Annotated in this window: 30 protein-coding genes; 17 read left to right on the forward strand and 13 right to left on the reverse strand. The window is 60.5% G+C overall.

Annotated features, from left to right (window positions below):
• Positions 1 to 46: 46 nt before the first annotated feature.
• Complete coding sequence (locus tag AC1Q5O_RS04620) at positions 47 to 253, forward strand: DUF3126 family protein (protein ID WP_105733161.1); 207 nt, start codon at positions 47 to 49, stop codon at positions 251 to 253.
• Positions 254 to 296: 43 nt separating this feature from the next.
• Here the strand turns inward: AC1Q5O_RS04620 and AC1Q5O_RS04625 are convergent, their stop codons facing one another.
• The gene (locus AC1Q5O_RS04625) at positions 297 to 1,022 is read right to left on the reverse strand and encodes a hypothetical protein (protein WP_492561982.1); all 726 of its coding nucleotides are present in this window, start codon (positions 1,020 to 1,022) and stop codon (positions 297 to 299) included.
• Positions 1,023 to 1,173: 151 nt separating this feature from the next.
• On the opposite strand from AC1Q5O_RS04625, the gene AC1Q5O_RS04630 reads away from it, so the two are divergent.
• Positions 1,174 to 1,701, forward strand: a complete 528-nt coding sequence (locus AC1Q5O_RS04630; protein ID WP_492561983.1) for a gamma carbonic anhydrase family protein — start codon at positions 1,174 to 1,176, stop codon at positions 1,699 to 1,701.
• Positions 1,702 to 1,713: 12 nt separating this feature from the next.
• On the opposite strand, the gene AC1Q5O_RS04635 is transcribed toward AC1Q5O_RS04630, so the two are convergent.
• The 3 genes from AC1Q5O_RS04635 to AC1Q5O_RS04645 all read right to left on the reverse strand — a co-directional run bounded on the left by AC1Q5O_RS04635 (position 1,714) and on the right by AC1Q5O_RS04645 (position 3,958).
• Positions 1,714 to 2,331 (reverse strand): transglutaminase-like cysteine peptidase, encoded by a 618-nt coding sequence (locus AC1Q5O_RS04635; RefSeq protein WP_403173460.1) that lies wholly within the window; start codon positions 2,329 to 2,331, stop codon positions 1,714 to 1,716.
• A 285-nt stretch (positions 2,332 to 2,616) separates the two neighbouring features.
• A complete protein-coding gene (locus tag AC1Q5O_RS04640; RefSeq protein WP_464660094.1) occupies positions 2,617 to 3,225 on the reverse strand; it encodes a PilZ domain-containing protein in 609 nt (202 codons plus the stop codon).
• Positions 3,226 to 3,328: 103 nt separating this feature from the next.
• A complete protein-coding gene (locus AC1Q5O_RS04645; RefSeq protein ID WP_492561984.1) occupies positions 3,329 to 3,958 on the reverse strand; it encodes a PAS domain-containing protein in 630 nt (209 codons plus the stop codon).
• A gap of 445 nt (positions 3,959 to 4,403) precedes the next feature.
• Here AC1Q5O_RS04645 and AC1Q5O_RS04650 point away from each other — a divergent pair, with 445 nt between their 5' ends.
• Entirely contained in the window at positions 4,404 to 5,102 is a 699-nt protein-coding gene (locus tag AC1Q5O_RS04650) for a rhomboid family intramembrane serine protease (RefSeq protein ID WP_288193936.1), read from the forward strand.
• Positions 5,103 to 5,227: 125 nt separating this feature from the next.
• Positions 5,228 to 5,659: a CBS domain-containing protein gene (locus AC1Q5O_RS04655; protein WP_492561985.1), complete on the forward strand. Its 432-nt coding sequence runs from the start codon at positions 5,228 to 5,230 to the stop codon at positions 5,657 to 5,659.
• Between the two features lie 19 nt (positions 5,660 to 5,678).
• Here the strand turns inward: AC1Q5O_RS04655 and AC1Q5O_RS04660 are convergent, their stop codons facing one another.
• The 3 genes from AC1Q5O_RS04660 to folE all read right to left on the reverse strand — a co-directional run bounded on the left by AC1Q5O_RS04660 (position 5,679) and on the right by folE (position 7,866).
• Positions 5,679 to 6,578, reverse strand: a complete 900-nt coding sequence (locus AC1Q5O_RS04660) for a patatin family protein (RefSeq protein ID WP_464660099.1) — start codon at positions 6,576 to 6,578, stop codon at positions 5,679 to 5,681.
• A gap of 215 nt (positions 6,579 to 6,793) precedes the next feature.
• Complete coding sequence (gene hisI, locus AC1Q5O_RS04665; RefSeq protein ID WP_403173479.1) at positions 6,794 to 7,213, reverse strand: phosphoribosyl-AMP cyclohydrolase; 420 nt, start codon at positions 7,211 to 7,213, stop codon at positions 6,794 to 6,796.
• Positions 7,214 to 7,239: 26 nt separating this feature from the next.
• Positions 7,240 to 7,866 (reverse strand): GTP cyclohydrolase I FolE, encoded by a 627-nt coding sequence (folE, locus tag AC1Q5O_RS04670; RefSeq protein ID WP_223615120.1) that lies wholly within the window; start codon positions 7,864 to 7,866, stop codon positions 7,240 to 7,242.
• Positions 7,867 to 8,144: 278 nt separating this feature from the next.
• On the opposite strand from folE, the gene AC1Q5O_RS04675 reads away from it, so the two are divergent.
• Both AC1Q5O_RS04675 and yidD read left to right on the forward strand, forming a co-directional pair.
• Entirely contained in the window at positions 8,145 to 8,591 is a 447-nt protein-coding gene (locus AC1Q5O_RS04675) for an iron-sulfur cluster assembly scaffold protein (protein ID WP_288193931.1), read from the forward strand.
• Positions 8,592 to 8,598: 7 nt separating this feature from the next.
• On the forward strand, positions 8,599 to 8,964 hold the full coding sequence (yidD, locus tag AC1Q5O_RS04680) for a membrane protein insertion efficiency factor YidD (RefSeq protein WP_492561986.1): 366 nt from the start codon (positions 8,599 to 8,601) through the stop codon (positions 8,962 to 8,964).
• Positions 8,965 to 9,005: 41 nt separating this feature from the next.
• On the opposite strand, the gene AC1Q5O_RS04685 is transcribed toward yidD, so the two are convergent.
• Together AC1Q5O_RS04685 and AC1Q5O_RS04690 are read right to left on the reverse strand one after the other, a co-directional pair.
• A complete protein-coding gene (locus tag AC1Q5O_RS04685; protein WP_492561987.1) occupies positions 9,006 to 9,425 on the reverse strand; it encodes a hypothetical protein in 420 nt (139 codons plus the stop codon).
• Positions 9,422 to 10,087 (reverse strand): nucleotidyltransferase domain-containing protein, encoded by a 666-nt coding sequence (locus AC1Q5O_RS04690; protein ID WP_492561988.1) that lies wholly within the window; start codon positions 10,085 to 10,087, stop codon positions 9,422 to 9,424. The genes AC1Q5O_RS04685 and AC1Q5O_RS04690 overlap by 4 nt, the downstream gene beginning before the upstream one ends.
• Before the next feature lie 176 nt (positions 10,088 to 10,263).
• Here AC1Q5O_RS04690 and AC1Q5O_RS04695 point away from each other — a divergent pair, with 176 nt between their 5' ends.
• Both AC1Q5O_RS04695 and thrS read left to right on the forward strand, forming a co-directional pair.
• Positions 10,264 to 10,515: a helix-turn-helix domain-containing protein gene (locus AC1Q5O_RS04695; RefSeq protein ID WP_492561989.1), complete on the forward strand. Its 252-nt coding sequence runs from the start codon at positions 10,264 to 10,266 to the stop codon at positions 10,513 to 10,515.
• A 319-nt stretch (positions 10,516 to 10,834) separates the two neighbouring features.
• The gene (gene thrS, locus AC1Q5O_RS04700) at positions 10,835 to 12,817 is read left to right on the forward strand and encodes a threonine--tRNA ligase (RefSeq protein ID WP_492561990.1); all 1,983 of its coding nucleotides are present in this window, start codon (positions 10,835 to 10,837) and stop codon (positions 12,815 to 12,817) included.
• An 80-nt stretch (positions 12,818 to 12,897) separates the two neighbouring features.
• On the opposite strand, the gene AC1Q5O_RS04705 is transcribed toward thrS, so the two are convergent.
• Positions 12,898 to 13,215, reverse strand: coding sequence for a hypothetical protein (locus tag AC1Q5O_RS04705; protein WP_492561991.1), 318 nt, complete (start codon positions 13,213 to 13,215; stop codon positions 12,898 to 12,900).
• On the opposite strand from AC1Q5O_RS04705, the gene AC1Q5O_RS04710 reads away from it, so the two are divergent.
• The 3 genes from AC1Q5O_RS04710 to AC1Q5O_RS04720 all read left to right on the forward strand — a co-directional run bounded on the left by AC1Q5O_RS04710 (position 13,214) and on the right by AC1Q5O_RS04720 (position 15,350).
• On the forward strand, positions 13,214 to 13,627 hold the full coding sequence (locus AC1Q5O_RS04710) for an MbcA/ParS/Xre antitoxin family protein (RefSeq protein WP_492561992.1): 414 nt from the start codon (positions 13,214 to 13,216) through the stop codon (positions 13,625 to 13,627). The genes AC1Q5O_RS04705 and AC1Q5O_RS04710 overlap by 2 nt on opposite strands.
• Entirely contained in the window at positions 13,621 to 14,319 is a 699-nt protein-coding gene (locus AC1Q5O_RS04715; RefSeq protein ID WP_492561993.1) for an RES family NAD+ phosphorylase, read from the forward strand. The genes AC1Q5O_RS04710 and AC1Q5O_RS04715 overlap by 7 nt, the downstream gene beginning before the upstream one ends.
• 206 nt (positions 14,320 to 14,525) lie before the next feature.
• Entirely contained in the window at positions 14,526 to 15,350 is an 825-nt protein-coding gene (locus AC1Q5O_RS04720) for a lysophospholipid acyltransferase family protein (RefSeq protein WP_464660107.1), read from the forward strand.
• A 29-nt stretch (positions 15,351 to 15,379) separates the two neighbouring features.
• Here the strand turns inward: AC1Q5O_RS04720 and AC1Q5O_RS04725 are convergent, their stop codons facing one another.
• Positions 15,380 to 16,408 carry an RgsD C-terminal domain-containing protein gene (locus AC1Q5O_RS04725; RefSeq protein ID WP_492561994.1) on the reverse strand — a complete coding sequence of 343 codons (1,029 nt, stop codon included), beginning with the start codon at positions 16,406 to 16,408 and terminating at the stop codon, positions 15,380 to 15,382.
• Positions 16,409 to 16,532: 124 nt separating this feature from the next.
• Here AC1Q5O_RS04725 and AC1Q5O_RS04730 point away from each other — a divergent pair, with 124 nt between their 5' ends.
• Positions 16,533 to 17,114 (forward strand): nitroreductase family protein, encoded by a 582-nt coding sequence (locus AC1Q5O_RS04730; protein WP_223615112.1) that lies wholly within the window; start codon positions 16,533 to 16,535, stop codon positions 17,112 to 17,114.
• Between the two features lie 6 nt (positions 17,115 to 17,120).
• On the forward strand, positions 17,121 to 17,726 hold the full coding sequence (locus AC1Q5O_RS04735; RefSeq protein ID WP_492561995.1) for a flavin reductase family protein: 606 nt from the start codon (positions 17,121 to 17,123) through the stop codon (positions 17,724 to 17,726).
• A gap of 212 nt (positions 17,727 to 17,938) precedes the next feature.
• Here AC1Q5O_RS04735 and AC1Q5O_RS04740 read toward each other — a convergent pair whose 3' ends face one another.
• Positions 17,939 to 18,808 (reverse strand): HpcH/HpaI aldolase/citrate lyase family protein, encoded by an 870-nt coding sequence (locus AC1Q5O_RS04740; RefSeq protein ID WP_492561996.1) that lies wholly within the window; start codon positions 18,806 to 18,808, stop codon positions 17,939 to 17,941.
• Complete coding sequence (locus AC1Q5O_RS04745) at positions 18,808 to 19,263, reverse strand: MaoC family dehydratase (protein WP_223615109.1); 456 nt, start codon at positions 19,261 to 19,263, stop codon at positions 18,808 to 18,810. The genes AC1Q5O_RS04740 and AC1Q5O_RS04745 overlap by 1 nt, the downstream gene beginning before the upstream one ends.
• A gap of 182 nt (positions 19,264 to 19,445) precedes the next feature.
• Between AC1Q5O_RS04745 and AC1Q5O_RS04750 the strand changes: the two genes are divergently transcribed.
• The 4 genes from AC1Q5O_RS04750 to AC1Q5O_RS04765 all read left to right on the forward strand — a co-directional run bounded on the left by AC1Q5O_RS04750 (position 19,446) and on the right by AC1Q5O_RS04765 (position 24,454).
• Complete coding sequence (locus tag AC1Q5O_RS04750; RefSeq protein ID WP_492561997.1) at positions 19,446 to 20,594, forward strand: DUF2336 domain-containing protein; 1,149 nt, start codon at positions 19,446 to 19,448, stop codon at positions 20,592 to 20,594.
• Between the two features lie 290 nt (positions 20,595 to 20,884).
• Entirely contained in the window at positions 20,885 to 22,132 is a 1,248-nt protein-coding gene (locus AC1Q5O_RS04755; protein ID WP_346305911.1) for a 3-methyl-2-oxobutanoate dehydrogenase (2-methylpropanoyl-transferring) subunit alpha, read from the forward strand.
• Between the two features lie 3 nt (positions 22,133 to 22,135).
• The gene (locus AC1Q5O_RS04760) at positions 22,136 to 23,149 is read left to right on the forward strand and encodes an alpha-ketoacid dehydrogenase subunit beta (RefSeq protein WP_492561998.1); all 1,014 of its coding nucleotides are present in this window, start codon (positions 22,136 to 22,138) and stop codon (positions 23,147 to 23,149) included.
• Positions 23,150 to 23,158: 9 nt separating this feature from the next.
• Positions 23,159 to 24,454: a dihydrolipoamide acetyltransferase family protein gene (locus AC1Q5O_RS04765; RefSeq protein ID WP_492561999.1), complete on the forward strand. Its 1,296-nt coding sequence runs from the start codon at positions 23,159 to 23,161 to the stop codon at positions 24,452 to 24,454.

Genomic DNA, 24,454 nt, shown 5'->3' on the forward strand with positions numbered 1-24,454 from the left:
TGCCACAAGCCCGCTTCACAATTTTGCATTCGACAGGAGAAACCGCGTGAAACCCGAAGAACTGAAAAAACTCGACAGCTATTTCAAGCGTACATTCAGAAACACGGAACTCACGGTAAAGGCCCGTCCCCGCAAGGACGATTCGGCTGAACTCTATCTTGGCGATGAATTTCTCGGCCTGATCTACAAGGATGAAGACGAGGGCGAACTGTCCTACAACTTCTCCATGGCCATTCTCGACATGGATCTCTGACGGTTAACGCCGTTTGGAATGGAAGTGCCGCCCGCATTCGGCGTCACTTCGGTGTCTTGAGATGGCCTTGCGCAAAGGCCAGGACCTTTTGCTCCAGTTCCTGCCAGTTGGCGAGAAATTCGCGCGGGAATCGGTAGGTCAGCTGCAGATCCTCACCGATGAAAACATCCCGCTGGCAGGAGGCGAGGTTGCTTTTCGACGTCGCCTCGTCGAGGCAGCGTGCGACAAAGAAGCTGCGGCCCTTGCTTTCCGGTGAGGAGACGAGCTGTTCACTGACGAAACCGCTGGTGGCGCGAAAGGTCTGGATGGTCAGGCCTGCCGGGCCTTTGATGCCGGGGCCGTCCGTCAGGGTACTGTAGACCGGACCGTAGCGGCCGGACATGTCGCGCGAGGTTGCGCGCGGCTCAAACGTCAGGAAGAGCAGCGCCTTCTTTTCGCCCGCGCCGTTGAAATCCCGGATGAATTCCGGCTGGTAGCCCTGCATGTCGGGCCAGTGCAGGTAAAGGTCAACCCGCTGCGCCACCCCATCGCGCCGCTGCGCCCGGAAGCGGATGGTGTTGGCCGGCAGCGCCAGCACGCTGTTGCCGATCACCACCTCATGCACATCGGTGTTTTCCGTGTGCCCGCCGAGGGAAATCGTATGGCCGAAATAATGCCCGGCAACGACAAGCCCGATGGTCAGGAGCGCCAGCGCCGCGACGCCATAGAAAATGCGCTGCAGAAAGGGGCTGCCCGTTATCGATTCCACGCGCTGTGCGGAAGCTTGCATCAACCTTCAGGTCCTGTTGCCTCGGTTGACAGGAAGGCTAACGTCAAAGTGCTGATTTATGGTTAACCACACGTGAAAGTTGTATTCGCATCGGCATCGCCAAGCGGGCGGCGGCTCGCTAAGCTAAGCGTGAAGAATCTGAGGAGGAACGATGCCCCTATTCACGCTCGACGGCCACGCGCCTGAATTTGAACACCGCCCGTCAAACTGGATCGCACCCGATGCGACGCTGGTCGGCAAGGTCTTTCTCGGTGAAAATGCCGGCATCTGGTTCGGTGCCGTTCTGCGCGGCGACAATGAACTGATTCATGTCGGCCGCAACACCAATGTGCAGGAACATACGGTGATGCACACGGATATGGGCTATCCCCTGACGATCGGCGAGGGCTGCACCATCGGCCACCGCGCCATGCTGCACGGCTGCACCATCGGCGAGAACACGCTGATCGGCATCGGCGCCATCATTCTCAACGGTGCGAAAATCGGCAGGAATTCGCTGGTGGGTGCCGGGGCGCTGGTGACGGAGCGCAAGGAGTTCCCTGACAATGCGCTGATTGTCGGATCGCCGGCGCGGGTGATCCGCACGCTGGACGAGGCTGCCATCGAACAGCTCCGGCTTTCCGCCGCCCACTATGTCGAGAACGGCCGGCGCTTCATGCGGGGGCTTGAGGTCAGCTGATCCTGTCCGGCATTATTTCCCGATGCTGCCGACCAGAACCTGGCGGTCGTCGGTGATGGACACCCATGCGCCGGTATAATGTGTCGACTGGCGCTTCAGATAGTCATAGCTCGTTTCGTTCCACGGCTTGATCTGCGGTTCCAGATTGTCGAGGACATAGTCTCCCCGGTCGGTGCGCACGGTCAGAACCGCGTGGCCTTCGCCATTCATCTGGCGCACGACGGTGATCAGCAGCGCGCTGACGGGCAGGCCGCGCTGCATCAGCATCCGGCGCTTGAGCAGCACATAGTCTTCGCAGTCGCCGACATTGCCGACCTTGTCGGGATAACCCCAATATTCCTCGACGCCGTAGATTTCCATATCCGTGGCTGGCTTGATATCCGTGTTGACCTGGGTGTTGACCTGAACCAGCTGCGCCCAGACTTTTGGCGTCAGGGACACCGGCGTGTCGCTGATGCTGCGGATGCGGCATTCGTCCTGGTAGATCTGGCAGAAATCGTAATGGCCGATGGGCTGCGAAGTGCGCCCGCCGGTCTGCATCACCGTCGCCGTGGACCGCGCCGGGCCCGCCTGGGTGCCTATGCTCATCAACAGAAGGGCTGCGCCCGCAAGAATTATGCTTTTTATCATACCGTCGTCTCCCCGGTTGAGGTGACAATGACAGGGAGACCTTGATCTGACGGAAATCTGAAGCAATAAATCCGAACAAAACGGGTAGCAAAAAATAAACTATCGCCCGTTGCAAAGTATTATTGAATATTACTGTTTTGTTTAAAGCATGAATTGAGTGAAGTATGCGAAGTATATTTCGGTTAAAGTTTGGTTTTTCTCAGAGGGCAATTATTTATGATCGCTTAAAGCGCGCCGCTCTATGGCTTGCACGCTGAAGTCATTTGGTAACCAAGCGAAGGATATTTAATTCTGCAGGGAGATTTCGATGGCTTCCCGGCTCTGGACCGTCGCGAACTCGATGGCAATGCCTTCCTCGAAATGGCGCACGACGCGCCCGCGCATGGAGCCGAGAACGACCTGGCTGTGCAGGGCAGGGCGCATGCGGATTTCAACCGCCGCGCCGGAGATCGACAAATCGATGATGCGGCAGGGATATTCGCGGCCATCCGCCATGCCGAGCTTGGCAATGGGATTGCGCGGCGCGATACGCTGGTGGCGCCGGTCTTCCGGCATGTCCAGTTCATGCTTGTTGGCAAGCCAGGTCAGCTGCGCCGCGATCTTGTTCTTCTTGCGCTCCGATGCGACGAGCGAAAGGTAAAAGCCGTTGCTGACGAGGCGCTCCACCGTGCCTTCGATGCGGCCGATATGATCGACATAGGCAATGATGCGCTCGCCCGTGCCGGCCATGACCTCCGTGGTGAACAGGGCCTCGCCCGGCGACATTTCACTGATCTGACCGACATGTTCGGTCCGGTCTTCCAGCATGAAGCGGCCGTAAAGTTCGACCTTCACGCGATGGAATTTTCCCGTCGTGGCGATAGTCTGGGTTGAATCGTCACGGGTCAGATGCATGAAGTGTGTCCGAAGGCTTAAAATGACTCTTTATCTCTGAAGATTAGAACACAAGTCTTAACGGCGATGTAACGCAGGCGTGCTCTGCTTAGGTTTTACTAACCTAGTCCAAGATTTTCCCGCCGTCGAAGACCATGAGATGCCTGACCCGGCGGCTGCCATTGGGAGCAGGCAGGAGTATATTGGAAATCAGGGGCTTGTGATCTTCAGCCCGGACCCCGCCGGCAGGCTTGTTGGCTGCATTGCGCGGATCGATCATCGCGATGGACCGCAGGCTGTTTTCGATGATCGCGTCGGATTCCAGCCAGAACGGCTTGCCGGCCGGTGCGATCATGCCCAGCAGGTGCCGTTCATGCACCTCGTTGGCGAGGGGCAGCAGGATGAGGTTGAACAGCATCTTGCGCCCGCGGCTGCTCTTGCCCTCATAGGTCGACTGGACGACGGTCTTGCTGGTCAGGCTGCTGGCGACGATGCGCGCGATGACGGCCTTGTCCTTGGCCTGCCAGATGGAGCTGAAGCTCTGGCCTTTCAGTTCGCGGCCATAGATCGAGCAGATGCGCGTTCCGGCCAGCCGGAACCGCGCTTCGCCGGGGCCGCTGGCGCGCAGGATGAAGGTTTCGGACAGGCGCGAGCGGATGAGCGCGGGCGAAATCTCCCGCCGTTCCGGCGCTGCGCGGGTTCCGCGCAGATCGTTCCAGTAGGCGAAGATCTCGCTGGTTCCGTCGTGCCGCATATGCTGCTTCCTGTTGATATTCCGGTCTTGCGCCGTATGGGGTGCGTGGTTCGACAAGCTCACCATGAGGGTGTGGTCTGGCTGCAATGCCAATAGCAAACGCCGCAGACTATGACTCCCTGCAACCCACAACCTCCCTCATGGTGAGCTTGTCGAACCACGCGCCGCGAACCCCCGCTGTCCACGAGCGCTGACTTTGGCACCGGCAGGCGGGAAGCGCCATTGGCGAAGCGGCTGCGTCCACCGCAGGGGACGATTAAGGTTAACAAATGGTTTAGATTGAGCGGGCGGTGCAGGCATGCGACAAGGGGGGCGAGTAGAGTTCTATGTTCATGTATCCAGCTCGGGGCCGTTCAACATCATTGAACGGCCTTATTTTTGTTTGGAGAGTTTGCTGCTAAGCACGGCATTGCACTGAATCAGTTGCGGGAAGAATGACGGACCTATGAGCACCCCTGATCAATCACCGGCACGCGAGCCGATCTTCAACATTCCCGGCGTCATCCTCGCCATATTCGCCATCTGCGCCGCGGTGTTTCTGGTTGAAAACTATGTGCTGACCGAGGCGCAGGACAACAATTTCCTGCTGGATTACGCCTTCATTCCCGCGCGGTTTTCCCAGTTCGGCGGATTTTATTCGCCCGCCGCCTGGCTGACCACCATCACCTATTCCTTCATGCATGGCAGTTTTGCCCATATAGCGCTCAATATGGTCTGGCTTGCCGCCTTCGGCTCGCCATTGGCGGCGCGCATCGGGCCGCTGCGCACGTCGCTGTTCTGGATCGTCACCGCCGTTGCCGCCGTCATGATGCACTTTGCCATTTATCCCGCCAGCCCGATCCCGCTGGTCGGTGCCTCCGGCGCCATATCCGGTATGATGGGGGCGGCCGCGCGCTTCGGTTTCCGCCGCTCGACCCAGCGCAATTCCGCGGCGTTTACCGGGCCGATCCTGCCGATTGCCGTTGCGCTGCGGACCCGCACCGTTCTCGTTTTCGTCGCCGTCTGGTTCATCACCAACATCGGCACCGGCCTTTTCGCCGTCGTGCCGGGAGATGCCGCGACGATTGCCTGGGAAGCGCACATTGGCGGCTTTCTCATCGGGTTTCTGGGCATTGCCCTGTTTGACCGCAGCGACCGGCGCTGAATTGTCGGCATGATTGCAAAGCTGTTGCATTGGGGGCAACATACGCGCACCATGGCGCATTGATCGCCGGGATAAAGGAGGATCGCGGCGGTCAGCGTTAGGACTTATGTGCAAGGAGGACGTACATGACAGTCAAAATGATACTGGAACGCAAAGGCTACGACGTTTTTAGCGCAGCACCCGAAACGACCCTTGGCGACGCGGTCGCCGCACTGGCCAAGCACAAGATCGGCGCCATTGTCATCGTCGATGACGAGAAGGCCATCAAGGGTATTCTCTCCGAGCGCGACGTCGTGCGCGCCATTGCTGCCGATGGCGCCGATGTGCTCTGGCGTCCCGTTTCCGAAATCATGACCATCAAGGTCAGCGTGTGCTCGGAAAAGCATACGGTCAACCAGGTCATGGAAATGATGACCCGCGGCCGCTTCCGCCACCTGCCGGTCGAGAAGGATGGCCGGTTGCACGGTATCGTGTCCATCGGCGACGTGGTGAAGCTGCGCATCGAGGAAGTGGAGCGCGAGTCCCAGGAAATTCGCAGTTATATCGCAACCGCCTGAAGCGGTTGCTGAGGTCGTGTCAGAACACGACCTTCTGCATGCGCTCGAGCTCGCCGAGCCGGGCCATGGTTTCCTCATAGCCGAGTTTGATCGCCTCGTCGGCGCGGTGAAACTCGGCAAGTCCCACATGGCCGATTTTCGGCAGCAGCGCGATGTCAGGCGGATCGCCGGCCATGCGGGCGCGGGAAATCCGGTCCTGAATGATGTTGAACGATTCCATCATCACGCCCGTAATGCCAAGCCGCGTGGCGCGCGCCGCGCGGAAATGCGCCACCGCGCCCTCGCGTTCGGCATCGGCGGCAAGCGTCGCTCCGGCGGAATGCTTGATCACGGCGGCACGCCCGAACTGGTCGTAGTGCAGGTTCACCGCCACCACCAGCGGCTGCTCGTAGGAACGGCAGACGGAAACCGGCACCGGATTGACCAGCGCGCCGTCCACCAGGATGCGGCCGTTGCACTCGACGGGCTCGAACACGCCGGGCAGGGCATAGGATGCCCGCATGGCGGTGATCAGGTTGCCGCGCGTCAGCCAGATTTCATGGCCGGTATTGATCTCCGTGCACACCGCGATGAACGGTTTCGGCAGGTCTTCGATGGAAAGCGCGGAGAGATGATCGCGCAGGCGCTTGTCAAGCTTCATGCCGCCGAACAGGCCGCTGCCGCCGAACCGCAGGTCCAGCAGCGAGAAAATGCCGCGCTTGGTCAGGCTGCGCGCGAACTCTTCCAGCTGGTCGAGCTTGCCGCCGAGATAACAGCCGCCGACCAGCGCGCCGATCGACGTGCCCGCAATCATCGAAATCTCGATACCGGCCTCGTCGAGCGCGCGCAGCACGCCGATATGCGCCCAGCCGCGCGCCGCGCCGCCGCCCAGGGCCAACGCGATTGGGGCTCTCTTGTCACTGTGGGGGGACGGATCCATGACCGGTGTTTCAGGACCGTTCGTAACGCCAATCGGTTCTGCCGCACGTAGCCGTCGCGATGCCCATTCGAGCATGGCATGCACTCCTAAAGTCGTATTCGCACATTATCCCCTCACTTTGGTATCCAAAGGATGAATATTGCGGAATTATGGCCGCTTAGCCAACCAACGAAAACGAGAGCATCCGATCAACGGCACCGGAGAGCAGAAATATGCTACGCCTCCGGCGTCATGACCAGATGGGATGTGCCATTTTCGCTGACGACCTGACGGTAGAAACATGATCGGCGGCCAGTATGGCACGTCGGGCCGTTTCCAGCCACCGTTACCTCCAGCCAAAGCGCGTCCTGATCGCAATCGGTGCGCATTCTGACAACGGTCTGCAGGTTTCCGGAGGTCTCGCCCTTCTTCCACAGCGACTGGCGCGACCGCGACCAGTAATGGGCGATGCCGGTCTCCAAAGTCAGGCGCAGCGATTGCGCATTCATGTGCGCCACCATCAGGAGGTGGCCGTCACGCGCGTCGGTGACGACGGCGGTCACCAGACCGGCGGCATCGAAGCGCGGTGCGAACACCGCGCCTTCTTCGTTTGCATGTGTGTCGGCAAGGGGCGACGAAAAGGAACCGTTGGACATGACTGCCAATTCTGGAAAAGACTGGTTTAGCGACCCTTGACGAGGGTCATGAAGCGGACCTGTTCGTTGACGTCACCCTTGAAGGCACCGGTAAAGGTGGTGGTGGTCGTCGTCGAACCGGACACGCGGATGCCGCGCATGGCCATGCACATATGCTCGGCCTCGATCATGATGGCCACGCCGCGCGGGCGCAGCGACCCCTGGATCGCATTGGCGATCTGGGCTGTCATGCTCTCCTGCGTCTGCAGGCGGCGGGCATAGATATGCACGACGCGGGCGATCTTCGACAGGCCGACCACTTTCTCGCCATCGGGCAGGTAGGCGACATGCGCCTTGCCGATGATGGGAACCATGTGATGCTCGCAGTGCGAAAAGAACGGTATGTCCTTGATGAAGACGATGTCGTCATAACCGGCAACTTCTTCAAAGGTGCGTCCGAGCACTTCCTCCGGGTCTTCATCATAGCCCGAAAACAGTTCCTTATAGGCTTTTGCCACGCGCTGCGGCGTGTCGAGCAGGCCTTCACGGTCCGGATTGTCGCCGGCCCAAAGCAGCAGCGTGCGAACGGCAGCTTCCGCTTCTTCCTGGGTTGGGCGTCGTAGGTTGTTCTGATTGCCAGTCGGTGACTGCAAACTTTTTATTACCGCATCCATCGCGATCTCCCGTAGTCGCCCTCAAGGGAGCGACGAGTTAAACGGCAATACACGATAGTCGTTCCGAAACGAATACGTGGTGTATTGAAGCCGGCTTGGCCCTGAGGCTGAACCTGGGCGACTACATCTACCATTGACGCAGAATTTACGCCATGGCGCTTTGTGCTCGCCCGCTCACATACTATATAGAGAGTGAATTCGGGATTCATAGGGCCAAAGCGATGGACAATTGTCTGTTTGCGCTTCGCTTCGGGCCGTGTCACCAGCGGAAGCTCAATATGATCAATGACGTCTACAACACGCGCATTCTGGAGTTTGCCGGGAATATCCAGCGCCTTGGCCGTCTGGACAATCCCGATGCAACCGCTACGGCGCATTCGAAACTGTGCGGATCGACGGTGATCGTCGATCTCAAGGTCAAGGACGGCGTGGTGACGGATTTCGCCCATGACGTCAAAGCCTGCGCGCTCGGCCAGGCGTCGTCGTCGATCATGGCGCGGCATGTGGTCGGCGCGACCAGCGAGGAATTGCACGCTGTGCGCGATGCCATGTTCAAAATGCTGAAAGAGAATGGGGCGCCGCCGCAGGGGCGCTTTGAAGACCTGAAATTTCTCGAGCCGGTGCGCGACTACAAGGCCCGGCACAATTCCACCATGCTGACCTTCGAGGCGGTGGTGGATTGCCTCGACCAGATCGAGAAGAAAAACGCCGAAGCGGCCGCCTGAACCGCCGATGTGCGCTGACCCCGCCCACAACCATTCCCCTGCGGCGGGAAAGAAATATTCCCGCAACTGGAACGGACCATGGCGCAAAACGCCGGGGCGGCTGTTCGGCACGGCCTTCGTCCGGCTGTACCAGCTGACGCTGTCCGGCTTCATCGGCAATTCCTGCCGCCACTTGCCGACCTGTTCCGAATATGCCTATGAATCCATCGCCCGTTACGGCCTGTGGACCGGAGGCTGGATGGGCCTGTTCCGGTTTGTCCGCTGCGGGCCGGGCGGCACCAGCGGTCACGATCCCGTGCCGACGACGCTGGACAAGCGTTTTGTCTGGTACCTGCCGTGGCGGTACTGGGGTGTGAGCAAACAAAATACATAGAATGGGTTGTCAGCATTGGTCTAACGCCACCCGGGCGCCGATTAAGCGCGGGCCATCTCGGATTCGGCCCACACGGCGTATTCTTCGAGTTGGGTCAGCAGTGACTGGGCGTCAGAGAGCAGCATGAAACGCCCGCCATATTGGGCCAGGTCTTTATTCCCGAGTATTCGGGCCAATTTCGTTTCTTGGGCCTTCGGTAGGCGATTACCCATAACCTGACGCAGGGTCTTCACCATAGCCGAATGGTCCTGCTGGTTTATCTTGTTTCCGAAGGTTGCAGTCAAGGCATCCGTATAGGCGATTGCCGCATTGACGATCGTCGCGGCGATCGGGTTTCCCAGGGTGCCGCATTGCGCTATGGCCACCTGATTCTGCGCGGATTCCAAAAATGCTCTGGCGATCGTCAGGCGATTTAAACCATGGCTGGCATCAACTGCTTTCGTGGAGCCGCTTCTGGTCACGCCGGAGTTTCCTTATCGGGAGTTGCTTGGAAGATGGACGTGGGTCGCGGACCGCTTACCACCAAAGCATCGGCAGCAAATGCTTTCCATAACGGATCATTGTTTTCCATTAATCGTCTAAGATCGGCGCGTGAAAGCGTATTGACCGATGGCGAGAACGATAGGGCCTCACCTCTGGCCAACAGAAAATCGACGCTCCCGCCTTGCACAGACGAAACATCTTCGTCTTGAGCGATAAGGACAACATCCAGATCGCTCTCCGCACGGTCTTCTCCCCGGGCGACACTGCCATAAATCCATGCCGCCATCACTTTGTTGCCGAGTGAGGCCACACACTCTCTTACAGCGTCGATAACAGCATTGAAGCGTGCCTCTTCTGCATCGAAGAGAGACAGAATGGACGTGTTGAGCGGCGATATTCGGCTCATGCTGAAAAGTCGAGTGCGTCCGCTGCCCACTTCGTCAAGTATGCCGAACGCGACGAGAATGGAAAGCGCATTGAGCACAGAAGGCAGCGTCAGTTTTGTTCTCTTGACGAGAGTGGATGCATCCAATTGACCGCCATGGCGTGACAGTTCACGCACGACCCTGACGTTGGCTTCGGTTCCGAAAACCGACGAGAGAGGAAAGCGAATAGCGCTTTGGGGTTTGGGGCGGGCCACGACGACTCCTGAACGATATCTGCCTTTATATATGAATGTCTTTAGAAAACAATAGATATCTTTAGTTTACTATTGTTATCTATATTAAAGTCAGTTCTGTCCCGATACGTAGGGCTGCCGATTTGTGCCAGCGCCACAACGCGGTAAAAACCCAAATAAATGTGTCTGGAGTGTGCATGCCGGTATCAGGGAACCAGATTAAAGCGGCGCGTGCCTTGGCGGGGATGGACCAGAAAGCCCTTGCCGATGCAGCCGGGGTTGGCATCAACACGATCCGTAATTTCGAGGGGGCGGGCCAAGCAATCGTTCGCGGCAGGATCGACACGCTGGAAGCCATTCGCAGCGCGCTGTTTACGGCCGGTGTCGAACTGCTTGATGACGGCCAGACCTCCGCAAGCGGTCCGGGGGTGCGCTTGCGCCGGGAATAGGGCCGCACGTTGGATGATGATTGGCATCAGATTGTGCGTGGTTCGACAAGCTCACCATGAGGGAGGAGGATGATTACAGGGAGCTAAGTTCTGCAACGTTCGCGATTGGCCTTGCAGCCCACCCAGCTCCCTCATGGTGAGCTTCCTGAGCTTGTCGAAGGGCGAACCACGCACCACCCACTTGCAGCGGCCAAAACCCGCTTTTCCGCAACCGCCACTTTACGCCGGATCATTCTGCGCATAAAAGTCCGCTCGCCGGAGCCGTTCCGGTCATGAAACACCACCCGCGATTGTTGGCGGGACTGGATAGGAGCAACTGATGTCACAGACAGTTTCCAAAACTGTATCCATGCAATTCCCCGATGGCTCGAAGCGCGAATACGACGCGGCCATATCCGGTGCGGAACTTGCCGAATCCATTTCGAAATCCCTGGCCAAGAAGGCCGTGGCCTATGCGGTCGACGGGGTCGTGCGCGATCTGTCCGACCCGCTGCAGCATTCCGGCAGCATCGAGATACTGACCCGCGACGATCCGCGTGCGCTCGAGCTGATCCGGCACGATTGCGCCCACGTCCTGGCCGAGGCCGTGCAGGAGCTGTTTCCGGGCACCCAGGTCACCATCGGCCCGGTGATCGAGAACGGGTTCTATTACGATTTTGCCAAGAACGAGCCTTTTACCCCCGATGACCTGCCGCTCATCGAGAAGAAGATGCGCGAGATCATCGCCCGCAACAGGCCGTTCACCAAGGAAATCTGGTCGCGCGAAAAGGCCCGCAAGGTCTTTGCCGACAAGGGCGAGGCCTACAAGGTCGAGCTGGTCGATGCGATCCCGGAAGGGCAGGACCTGAAGATTTACGCGCAGGGCGACTGGTACGATCTGTGCCGCGGCCCGCACATGGCCTCGACCGGCCAGGTCGGCAATGCCTTCAAGCTGATGAAGGTGGCCGGTGCCTACTGGCGCGGCGACAGCAACAACCCGATGCTCAGCCGCATCTATGGCACTGCCTTTGCCACCGATGCCGAGCTGCAATCCTACCTGCATGTGCTGGAGGAGGCGGAAAAGCGCGATCACCGCAAGCTCGGCCGCGAAATGGACCTGTTCCATTTCCAGGAGGAGGGCCCCGGCGTCGTGTTCTGGCACGCCAAGGGCTGGCGCATGTTCCAGACGCTGGTCAGCTACATGCGCCGCCGTCTCGACGGCGTCTATCAGGAAGTCAACGCGCCGCAGGTGCTCGACAAGTCCCTGTGGGAGACGTCGGGTCACTGGGGCTGGTATCGCGACAACATGTTCAAGGTGACGGTCGCCGGCGATGAAACAGACGACGAGCGCGTCTTCGCGCTCAAGCCGATGAACTGCCCGGGACATGTGCAGATCTTCAAGCATGGCTTGAAGTCCTACCGCGATCTGCCGGTGCGGCTTGCGGAATTCGGCAATGTGCACCGCTATGAGCCGTCGGGCGCGCTGCATGGGCTGATGCGCGTGCGCGGGTTCACGCAGGACGATGCGCATGTCTTCTGCACGGACGAACAGATGGCGGCCGAATGCCTGCGCATCAATGACCTGATCCTGTCCGTCTACAAGGATTTCGGGTTCGACGAGATCACCATCAAGCTGTCGACGCGCCCGGATAAGCGCGTCGGTTCCGATGCGCTGTGGGATCGGGCTGAAAACGTGATGATGGGTGTGCTGGAGCAGATCCAGCAGCAGTCGAACGACATCAAGACCGGCATTCTGCCGGGCGAGGGTGCCTTCTACGGCCCCAAGTTCGAATACACGCTGAAGGACGCCATCGGCCGCGAATGGCAATGCGGCACGACGCAGGTCGATTTCAACCTGCCCGAACGGTTCGGTGCCTTCTACATCGACTCCACGTCGGAAAAGAAGCAGCCGGTGATGATCCACCGCGCCATCTGCGGCTCGATGGAGCGCTTCCTCGGCATTCTCATCGAAAACTTTGCCGGTCATCTGCCGCTGTGGTTTGCGCCGGTGCAGGTGGTTGTGGCCACCATCACCACGGAAGCCGACGATTACGGCAGGCAGGTCGCCAAGGAGCTGAAGGCGGCGGGGCTGCAGGTCATCACCGATTTCCGCAATGAGAAGATCAACTACAAGGTGCGCGAGCATTCCCTGCAGAAGGTACCGGTCATTCTTGTCTGCGGCATGCGCGAGGCGGAGGAGCGGACGGTGAACATGCGCCGTCTGGGTTCGCAGAACCAGACGTCGCTCAGCCTTGATGATGCGATCCGGCAGCTCGGCGAGGAAGCCACGCCGCCGGACCTGTTGCGCGCCGCTGCGGAGTAATCCCGCCCATTGCTTTGTGACAGCGTGGTGACTTTCATCACGCTGTCATGGAGTTGCGTGTGCCAGTGAATACAGTTGTTTCAGCGGGCGTTGAGCAAGGCGGGCTTGTATGCCTCGGTAGCTCTGCGGATTCCTGGGATGCGCATCGCCTGATAAACTGCCTCCACAAATGCAATGTGGATGGGCGCCGTGATCGGGGAAAACGAAGCATAAATCGCATATGGCAGGTGTCGAAGCGTTTGAGCTGAATCTGACCGGCGCTCACCCAAAACAATCCAATGGAAGTGCGACGAGATTGTCGTTTGCAAAAGCCGTCCGCTTGATCTGGTCGCTGAAAAGATGACTCTTGCCAATTGGCGATAATGTGCTAATTTTATGCCAGAAAGAGAGAGTGCCATGCAACTCCAGCCTATTGCTTCAACCCCATTCAACAGATCATCTGCTGAGATCACCGATGTGGAAGCAGGGGCGCTTGCCCGCACAACGGTGAACCTCTTCAGTGCCTGGAAGCTCACGGATGCACAAGCTTGCACCTTGCTCGGTGGTTTGTCAGCCCGCACGTGGGCACGCTGGAAAGAAGGCAATGTGGGGCGTGTCGACCGAGACCTGAAAATGCGGATGGCTCACCTGATGGGTATTCATAAGGGCGTCCGACACCTGTTTAAGGAGCCAGCACGAGGATATGAGTGGATTAAAGCGCCCAATACGGCTTTTGGCGGTAAGTCAGCGCTCGACGTGATGCTGCAAGGCGAGCTTTCTGATCTGGCGGTAATGCGTGAATGGCTCGATGCGGAGCGCAGTGCGTGGTAAGTGGGCTTGCTGTCCGAACCCAGGTACAGTGGCCCAAAACCTACCGCATCATCCGATCCATCTATCCGCCTATCGATTTGTTCGAGGACATCGCCGATCCGCGTGACTGGGAGGCTCTTGTCGCTGTCGAGGCGAAAACGAATCCGCGCATTCGATTTGAGGTGGGCGATCTTGGCAAGGTACCCGCGCACCGTCGCGTTTCGGGCATCGGCGCCAGTTATGTCATGGCCCCCTTTGTCCATTGCTCCACAGGACGGCCGGGTCGCTTCACGGACGGAAGCTATGGCATCTACTATGCAGGCGAGAGTGAAGATGTCGCCGTCGCCGAAACCATACATCATCATCAGAAATTCATGCGTTCAACGCCGCAGCCTCCGGGGTGGACGTCTGACTTTCGCGTCTTGGTGGGCAGCGTGGACCGGGCACTGGATGACGTGAATGTGGTGCCTGACGTTCTTCATCCGCACGATTACACCGCTTCGCACGTTGAGGGACGTAGACTTCGGGCCGCGGGAAGCGATGGCCTCCTGTGGAACAGCGTTCGAATGCCCGGTCAACGATGCATCGGCATCTTCTGGCCGGACGTCATAACCATTCCTGTCCAGGGACGGCACTACAGCTATCACTGGAACGGCACGCGGGTCGATTTTGTGCGTCAGTACGATACCGGAGCCGTCCTGGCGGTAACGTGACAGGCGGCTTGTGGCACTTGCCCTATACGGCGGGAAAAATGAACGAACGCCGCAAAGGTGTCGTAAAATGCGTCCTCTGTTGCGCCAGTACACAAAGTAATCTAGCAGATGCCGCACATTGCTTTGTGACAGCGTGGTGACTTTCATCACGCTGTCATGGAGTTGCGTGACTATTCAGCCGTTTCATTATTTGCCGGGATGCGATCGTGCAGTTCAGAGAACTCTCCTACGCCAATGACACCCAGTCGCGCATCACCCAATGGTTGATCCGTTCGATTGAAGGCCTGTCCGGCCGCGACCATTATGTCCGGCTCTACAATGCCTGGCGCACCGACATCGTCCCGGCGGGAATCGATGTGTTCTGCCGCATGATGGACCTGATCAACATCAGGCTCGACGTTGCGGACCAGTGGCCGCCGCAGCATCTGCCAGATACGCCGCTGGTGATCGTCGCCAACCATCCCTTCGGCATCGGCGACGGCATTGCCGCGCTGGCGCTGGCCGAACAGCTCGGCCGGCCGTTCCGCGTGCTCATCAACAACGACCTGATGAAGGTGCCGGAAATCCGCCCCTATGCGCTGCCGGTCTGCTTCGACGAAACCAAGGAAGCGGTGGCGATGAACATGGCCACCCGCCATGAGGCGGTGCGTTTGCTGAAGGAGGGCGTCACCATCGTCGTCTTTCCGGCGGGCGGCGTAGCCACGGCGCCCAAGGGTTTTGGCCGGGCGGAGGATCTGCCCTGGAAGATTTTTCCGGCCAAGCTGGTGCAGCAGGCCAAGGCGTCGGTCATCCCGGTGTATTTCGGCGGGCAGAACGGCCGGGTTTTCCATCTCGCCAGCAAGATTTCAATGACGCTGCGCATCTCGCTGCTCATCCGCGAATTCCGCAAGCTGTCCGGCAAGGCCATCACCGTGCGCATCGGCCGGACAATGGACTGGTCGGAACTGGCGCCGCTGGCCGACCGCAAGAATTTGCTGGATTATATGTATGGCGCGGTGTTTGCGCTGGCTCCGGCCGCAACGCGCCGCTGAGCCCCGGTCCAGCGGCCCGGTCCTGCGGCTCAGTCCAGCGGATCGTCGCCGCTGGCGGGCTGATTGGCGGTGGAGGCGGCGCTGGCACCGTTGGTCGCCAGAAGTTCCACATCCTGGTTGCGCCCGGCAACGACCTTGAAATCGCGCTGGTAAATCTTGTCCTTGTTCTTGGCGATGATGACGTATTCGCCTTCCGCCAGCACCATGGAGGCGAAGGCGCCGACGCTTTCGCGCACGATGTCGCCCGAGGTCGTCAGCACCGACCAGGCGGTATCGGCAAGCGCTTCGCCGCCCGCCTCGCGCACCAGCTTCATCGTCAGCTGCGCGGCACGGTGCTCCACATTGGCCTCGGTGATCTTGCCGGCCTCGACGCGGATATCCGCGCGGATGACCGCATTGGCCGTGCCGTAATTGGAGACGATCTGATAGGTCCCGGCATTCAGCCGCACGACGCTTTCCGGCTTGACGTCGGGGATGATGAGCGCCCGTTCGCCGCTGGCGTCCTCGTGATCCTCATAGATGGAGAATCGCAGCTGGTCCTGCGGGATGCGCGCGCCGCCGGACAGAACCGCGTTGAGCTTGACGCCGCCCGCGTCGAGAATCATCGTCTCGTTGCGCTTGGTGCGGGTCATGGTGATGCGCTTGGTGGCGCCCGCCCGGCCGAAGGCCACATGCACGAGATAGCTGCCGGGGGCGAGGTTGAACGAGGTCGTGCCACCCTTGGCCGTTGCCAGCAGGGGCAGCTTGCCATCCGCATCGGCATCCGGCGAGAACACGCGCCAGACGAGGCCGCGGCCGATGTTTTCGCCGTTCTCCGCCAGTTTCGCCGACAGGACCAGCTCGGCTTCCGCGGCAAGCGGATTGTTGGCCGGGGCTTTCGGGTTGGCATATTGGTTGAGGTTGGGGATCGACGGCAATTCCACATCGGGCGTGGCGATGTCGGGTGCAAGTGCCTGCGCCCAGGCGCCCGTGGTCAACAGGGTTGCTGCCAGTGCCGCCGGCAAAATCCAGGATGTGCCGGAGCCGAAGCCCACTTTCTGAGTGTCGAATATGCCCATGCACTGTTTTGATCCGAAGCCGGTGGCAATTTCAAGGCTTTTTCACGCGATCATGACTTTACACGGCCGGTGAAACCGCGACATTGTCCGCCCATTCGAAAAACAGCATCTGGTACCCCGTTTCATGCCTTCTCCCATCATTGAATTTCTGTCGCAGCGCAGCTCAACCCCCATTTCCGCCATTGGCCTTCCCGGTCCAAGCGATGCGGAGATCGAAACCATGGTCCGCATCGCCGCGCGCGTGCCCGATCACGGCCGCCTGACACCCTGGCGTTTTGTCCTCTATCGCGGCGATGCGCGCGTCGAGGTCGGCAAATATCTCGCCGATCTGGCCGAGGAGCGGGAAGGGCCGCTGACCGAACAGCGGCGTGAGCAGGAGCTGAAGCGCTTTGCCCGCGCGCCGCTGGTCATCGGCGTGATCTTCTCCAAGGTCGATCATCACATTCCGGAATGGGAGCAGTTCCTGTCCTCCGGCGCGGCGGCGATGAACCTCGTCCATGCGGCCAACGGCCTCGGCTACGCCACCAACTGGATCAGCAACTGGTATTCATCCGATGAGAAGGGCCGGGCGCTGCTCGGGCTGGCGCCGCATGAGCGGGTGGCCGGTTTCGTCCATATCGGCAGCTGCGACACGAAAGTGCCGGAACGCCCGCGTCCCGAGGTAAAGGATATCCTGTCCGAATATGCCGGACCGTGGAAGGGCTGAGCCGCCATGTTCTACAAGTTCGATGATGGCCATGGCCTGCCGCACGATCCCTTGAAGGCCATCGTTTCGCCCCGTCCTATCGGCTGGATATCCAGCCGTTCGGCGGAGGGCAAAATCAACCTGGCGCCCTATTCCTTCTTCAACATGATCAGCACGAAACCCTGCCTGATCATGTTTTCCTCGGAAGGCCGCAAGGACAGCGTCACCTTCATCGAGGAAACGCGGGAATTTGCCGCCAATCTCGTCAGCGCCAACCTGTCGGTGGCCATGAACAAGACCTCGGTCAATGCGCCGCGCGGCGTCAGCGAGTTCGAATATGCCGGCCTCAATGCCGCCGATTGCCGGCTGATCGGCGCGCCGCGCGTGGCAGAAGCCTTTGCAACGCTGGAATGCGTCGTCACCGACATCCGCCATCCGGCCGACCGTCATGGCAATCCGGTGCAGGCGCTGATGGTCACCGGCGAAGTCGTCGGCGTTCACATCGACGAGGCGATCCTGACCAACGGCCTTGTCGACATGACCAAGGCGCAGCCGGTGTCGCGGCTCGGCTACATGGACTTTGCCACGGTGTCGGAAACGTTTCAGATGTTCCGGCCGAAGTGGGAGGGGTGAGGGTGTTCGCCGGGGCTTGCACATATCATTGCAAATACCCCCTCTGGGCTGCCGCCCATCTCCCCCACAAGGGGGGAGATCACATCGGCATCAATGGCATCGCGCTATTTTCAATGTTGAATATTGGCTGAAATAGTTTTGAAAGCTGATCTCCCCCCTTGCGGGGGAGATGTCCGGCAGGACAGAGGGGGGTGATCTCATCCCGGACGGATTCAAGTTGCCGCAACCCGCCCCATCAGCCGTTCCGCCCGGCGCAGGTGCGGGCGGTCGAACATCAGCCCGTCAATGCCGATGACACCCGCTGCGGGATCCTCGGCGAAGGCCCGGATGATCTTTTGCGCCTGTGCCACCGCTTCGGCCGAGGGCGTGAACACCGCGTTGATCACCGGGACCTGCGCCGGATGGATCGCAAGCTTGGCGGTAAAACCGTCGCGTTCCGCCTCAGTGCATTCGAGGGCAAGCCCGGCATCGTCCTTGTAGTTGATGTAGACCGTATCGATGGCGGCGACATCGGCGGCCGAAGCGCCGAGAATGGTCAGGGCCCGTGCCAGCCGGAACACGTCGGTATAGCGCCCGTTGTCATCGCGCACCGCGCGTGCGCCGATGACCGCCGACAGGTCTTCGGCACCCCAGGTGAGGCCGATGAGGCGTGCCGATGCATCGGGGTAGCTGGCCGCCGACAGTGTGCCGAGCGCGGTTTCGGTGATGATGGCGAGAATCCGCGTCGAGCCTTCCGCCGCGTCCGCATGGGCCTCGTGCACGTTCAGCTTGGCCGACAGCCGCGTCACATCCTTGCCGCTGTTGGATTTGGGCAGCAGGATCCCGTGGGGCAGTGACGGCATGACCGCGCCGAGGTCGGCATCGGCAAGGCCGCTCGCCAGATCGTTGATGCGCACGAACAGGCGCGGCGAACTCTTGTCGCGGTTCGATTTGAGAAAATCCGCCGCGATCTGCCGGGCAGCGGGCTTGCGCTCGGCGCTGACCGAATCTTCCAGATCGATCAGCAGCACATCCGCGCCGCTGGCAAGACCCTTTTCCAGCTTCTTTTCCGAATCGCCCGGCACGAACAAAAGCGAGCGCATCAGGCAGCGCTCCTGGATTTCATCATCGCCTGACGCGTGCATTTGGCAACGAGAACGCCGTTCTGGTTGTAGGCGCGATGCTCGAACGCGACGATGCCGCGATCCGGTTTGGATTGGGACGGCCGCGTTGAAAGCACCGTTGTCTCCACCCGCACGGTATCGCCGTGGAACAGCGGCGCGGGGAAGGTCACGTCGGTCATGCCCAGATTGGCAATCGTCGTGCCGATGGTGGTGTCATTGACGGAGATGCCGATCATCAGGCCGAGCGTGAACAGCGAATTGACCAGCGGCTTGCCCCACTCGGTCTTGGCGGCGAAGTCGAAATCGATGTGCAGCGGCTGCGTGTTGAGCGTCATGACCGAGAACAGCATGTTGTCGCTCTCGGTGATGGTCTTGCGCAGGCTGTGATTGAACACGTGCCCGACTTCGAATTCTTCCAGATACAGTCCGGCCATGTGCTGGCGTCTCCTCAATGCGATTTTTGGCGAAAGACTAGGGCGGCTTCGGCGGGTTCGCAACGGGGAAGGATCAAAGTTCTCTCGCGGCGCCGAAACAACATGGTTAATCGACATGGTGAACCGATCGTAAACCTTTTGCCGCTAGCCTTGGCTGCAATAAGGGCTTGGGGTATAAATTCATGACAATACAGCATTATCTGGCGATGGTCGGACATGCTTCTGCGGCGCAGCGTTGCCATGCCGCAGGCGCGCTGGCCCATGTCTATCTCGAAACCGGACGCGCCTTCGAGGACCGCTGTGCGGCGGAGGCGGCGCTGACGCTGCTGCTGGACGACCCGTCGCCAAAAGTGCGCCTTGCGCTGGCCGAAGCTTTCTCCACCAGCGCCCATGCGCCGGCTCACATCGTCGCCGGGCTGGCGCGCGACCAGGCGGAAATCGCGGCCTACATGCTGGCGCGCTCGACGGTGCTGACCGACATCGACCTGATCGACTGCATTGCCGGCGGCTGCGCGGAAAGCCAGAGGGTGATTGCGGGCAGGGCCAAGGTGTCCTTTGCCGTCAGCGCTGCTCTCATCGAGATCGCCGAACCGGTTGCCATTCTGGAACTGCTGGCCAACAGCCGCGCCGAGATTGCCGATATCAGTTTCCGCCGTCTGGTCGAGCGCCTTGGCCATGTCGCCGATATCCGGTCGCTGCTCGCCGATGATGACCGCTTGCCCGCCGATTGCCGCCACGCGCTGGCGATCAAGGTGGCCGAAGCCCTGTGCCAGATGGATATGGTCATGGCCCTGATGGGCGAGCGCCGTGCCAGGCGCATCACCAGCGAAGCCTGCGTCAAGGCCTCGATCAGTCTGGTTGCCGAAACGCCGCCAGCGCAATATCCGGCGCTGATCGAGCATCTGCAGCTGCGCGGCGACCTGACCACCGCCTTCGTCATCCGCATCGTTGCCTCCGGCAAGATCGATTTCTTCGGTGCCATTCTGGTGGCGCTGTCCGGGCACAACCTTGCCCGGGTGCGCAACCTTTTGATCGATGGCCGCGATGCGGCGCTCGGTGCGCTGTTCAGTGCCGCCGGACTGCCCGACAGCACGCACCAGCCGCTGCGCGTCGCGCTGCATGCCTGGCGCGATGTCGCCAATGGCCGGCTGGCCATCGGGCCGCAGGAAGTCACGCGCCGCATGATGGAGCGTCTGGCGCCGGAAAAGCCTGTAATGGCGCATGACCTGACCGCGGCCAATGACGGCATGCAGTCGCTCCTGCGCAAGATTTATCTGGAAGCGATTCGGGAGAATGCGCGCAGTCACGCCCTGGCCATCGCCGCCGCCTGACCCGGCTTTTTTCGCCATGAGCACGCATTTGATTACAAAATCCGATGCCCGTGTGAACGAATGAATATGCGGGCCGCGTGTTCCGTGATGCAAAATTGCTTTTTTCCGGCGCAGCGCCGTGGCCCGGTCCCGAAGCCGCGCCGGAATGATCATAGATTTCATATTGTTGCCGCCGGATATTGATGCTTGCAGGCATTTTCGGCGAGCAGGGCGGAATAATAAGACAGTATTACTGACCTAATATTTCATGGTAGAGTGCGGAAACGTCGCGTGACTGGGAGGTCTGCTGAATGCCCGATGATTCCACGAGTGAATTTGGTCCACTAAGCCTGCACGTGCCGGAACCGGCCGTGCGTCCCGGCGGCGAGCCGGATTTTTCCAATGTGAACATTCCCGAAGCGGGTTCGGTGCGCCGTCCGCCCGTCGATGCCAATCCGGAGGAAATCCGCGATCTGGCGTTTTCGATCATCCGTGTTCTCAACCGCGATGGCGAAGCTGTCGGCCCCTGGGCTGGCGAACTGACGGACGAGCAGCTGGTTGAAGGCCTGCGCCACATGATGACGCTGCGCACCTTCGATGCACGCATGCAGATCGCCCAGCGGCAGGGCAAAACCTCCTTCTACATGCAGCATCTGGGCGAAGAAGCCGTGAGCTGCGCCTTCCGCATGGCGCTGTCGCCGGGCGACATGAATTTCCCAACCTATCGTCAGGCCGGTCTGCTTATCGCCGGCGGCTACCCGATGGTCGAGATGATGTGCCAGATCTATTCCAACGAAAGAGATCCGCTCAAGGGCCGCCAGCTCCCCATCATGTATTCCTCGAAAGAACACGGGTTCTTCTCGATCTCCGGCAATCTGGCGACGCAGTATATCCAGGCCGTCGGCTGGGCCATGGCATCGGCGATCAAGAAGGACACCAAGATCGCGGCTGGCTGGATCGGCGACGGATCGACGGCGGAATCGGATTTCCACGCCGCACTGGTCTTTGCCTCCACCTACAAGGCCCCGGTTGTCCTCAACATCGTCAACAACCAGTGGGCGATCTCCACCTTCCAGGGCATTGCCCGCGGCGGTGCCGGCACCTTCGCCGCGCGCGGCCTCGGCTTCGGCATGCCTGCCTTGCGGGTTGACGGCAATGACTATCTCGCCGTTTTCGCCGTGGCCAAATGGGCCATCGAGCGGGCGCGGCGCAATCTCGGCCCGACCATTGTCGAATATGTCACCTACCGTGCCGGGGCGCATTCCACCTCGGACGATCCGTCCGCCTACCGGCCGAAGACCGAATCCGATGCCTGGCCGCTTGGCGATCCCGTCATGCGCCTGAAGAACCACCTGATCGGGCGCGGCGTCTGGTCGGAGGAGCGCCACACCCAGGCCGAAGCGGAAATTCTCGACAGTGTGATCACCGCCCAGAAGGAAGCCGAAAGTTTCGGCACGCTGCATGCAGGCGGCAAGCCGTCGGCGCGCGACATGTTCGAAGGTGTCTACGAGGAAATGCCGCCGCATCTGCGTCGTCAGCGCCAGCAGGCGGGAGTGTGAGCGATGCCGCGTAAGACAATGATTGAAGCCATCCGCGATGCGATGGATGTGATGATGGAACGCGACGACAACGTGGTCGTGTTCGGCGAGGATGTCGGGTTTTTCGGCGGCGTGTTCCGCTGCACCCACGGCCTGCAGGCCAAATACGGCAAGACCCGCTGTTTCGATGCGCCGATCAGCGAGGGCGGTATCGTCGGTGCTGCCATCGGCATGGCGGCCTACGGCCTGAAACCCTGCGTCGAAATCCAGTTCGCCGACTATGTTTATCCGGCCTATGACCAGATCGTTTCGGAAGCCGCGCGCCTGCGCTACCGCTCCAATGGCGGCTTTACCTCGCCGATCGTCATCCGCATGCCGGCGGGCGGCGGCATTTTCGGCGGCCAGACCCACAGCCAGAGCCCGGAAGCGCTGTTCACGCATGTATCCGGCCTGAAGGTAGTCGTGCCGTCCAATCCGCACGATGCCAAGGGCCTGCTCATTTCATCCATCGAAGACCCGGACCCGGTGATCTTCCTCGAACCGAAGCGGCTCTATAACGGTCCGTTCGACGGTCATCATGACCGCCCGGTGACACCGTGGTCGAAGCATGAGCTGGGCGAGGTGCCGGACGGGCACTACACGGTGCCGCTGGGCAAGGCCATCAAGCGCCGCGAGGGCAAACAGCTGACCGTGCTTGCCTATGGCACCATGGTCTATGTGGCGGAAGCTGCCGCCGAGGAGACCGGCATCGATGCGGAGATCATCGATCTGCGCACGCTGCTGCCGCTCGATCTGGAAACCATCGTCGAATCCGTCACCAAGACGGGCCGCTGCGTCATCGTGCATGAGGCAACGCTGACCTCAGGTTTCGGCGCCGAACTCGCCGCACTGGTCCAGCAGCATTGCTTCTACAATCTGGAAGCGCCGGTGGCGCGGGTGACGGGCTGGGATACGCCCTATCCGCATGCGCAGGAGTGGGACTATTTCCCCGGTCCCGCGCGCGTTGGCCGTGCATTCCTTGAAACGCTGGAAGGGTAGGAGCAGACGATGGGTGAATTTGTCATCAAGCTGCCGGATGTCGGTGAAGGCGTTGCAGAAGCCGAACTCGTCGAATGGCATGTGAAAGTCGGTGATCTCGTGCGCGAGGACATGATCCTTGCCGCCGTCATGACCGACAAGGCGACCGTGGAAATTCCATCCCCGGTCGACGGTGAAATCCTCTGGCTGGGCGGCGAGATCGGGCAGGTGATCGCCATTGGTTCGCCGATCATCCGCCTGAAGGTCGAAGGCGAGGGCCATGCCCCCGCTGCGGAACCGGCGAAGCCGGTCAAGGCGGAAGAGCCGAAGGCCCAGCCCGCCAAGGCAGAACCAAAGCCGGAGATCAAGGCTGCAAAGCCCGAAAAGGCCGCAGCCCCGGTTGTGCATGCGCCGGTATCCGTGCCGCTTGGCATCGGTGCGCCGCGCGCCGAGGGCGACAAGCCGCTGGCTCCGCCGGCGGTGCGCCTGCGGGCGCGCGAGGCGGGTGTCGACCTGCGCCAGGTGACCGGCACCGGTCCGGCCGGGCGCATCACCCATGAAGATCTCGACACCTTCTTTGCCCGCGGCGCGCAAAAGCCCGTGGTCTCCGGTCTTGCGCCGGACACGTCGGTCAAGGAAATCAAGGTGGTGGGCCTGCGCCGCAAGATTGCGGAGAAGATGGCGATTGCCAAATCGCACATCCCGCACATCACCTATGTCGAGGAGATCGACGTCACCTCGCTGGAAGAACTGCGCGCTTTGCTCAACGGCAAGAAGCGTGCCGACCAGCCGAAGCTGACGCTGCTGCCGTTCCTGATGCGCGCCATGGTGAAAGCCATTGCTGAACAGCCGCAGCTGAATGCCCTTTATGACGATGATGCCAATATCATCCACCAGCATGGCGGCGTGCATATCGGTATCGCGGCGCAGACGCCGTCCGGCCTCGTGGTTCCCGTGGTCAAGCACGCGGAAGCGCGCGATCTCTGGGGCTGCGCCGCGGAAGTCAATCTTCTGGCCGAAGCGGCCAAGACCGGCACGGCAACGCGCGAGCAACTGACCGGTTCGACCATCACCATCACCTCGCTGGGCAGCATGGGCGGTATCGTCACGACGCCCGTGATCAATTATCCGGAAGTCGCCATCATCGGCGTCAACAAGATGATGACCCGGCCGGTATGGGATGGCGCGGCCTTCATTCCGCGCAAGATGATGAACCTGTCCTCAAGCTTCGATCACCGCGTGATCGACGGTTGGGACGCCGCAGTCTTCATTCAGCGGATCAAGACGCTGCTCGAAACGCCAGCGCTGATATTCGTGGAGGGGTGA

The sequence above is a fragment of the Phyllobacterium sp. MT110 genome (assembly GCF_058792715.1).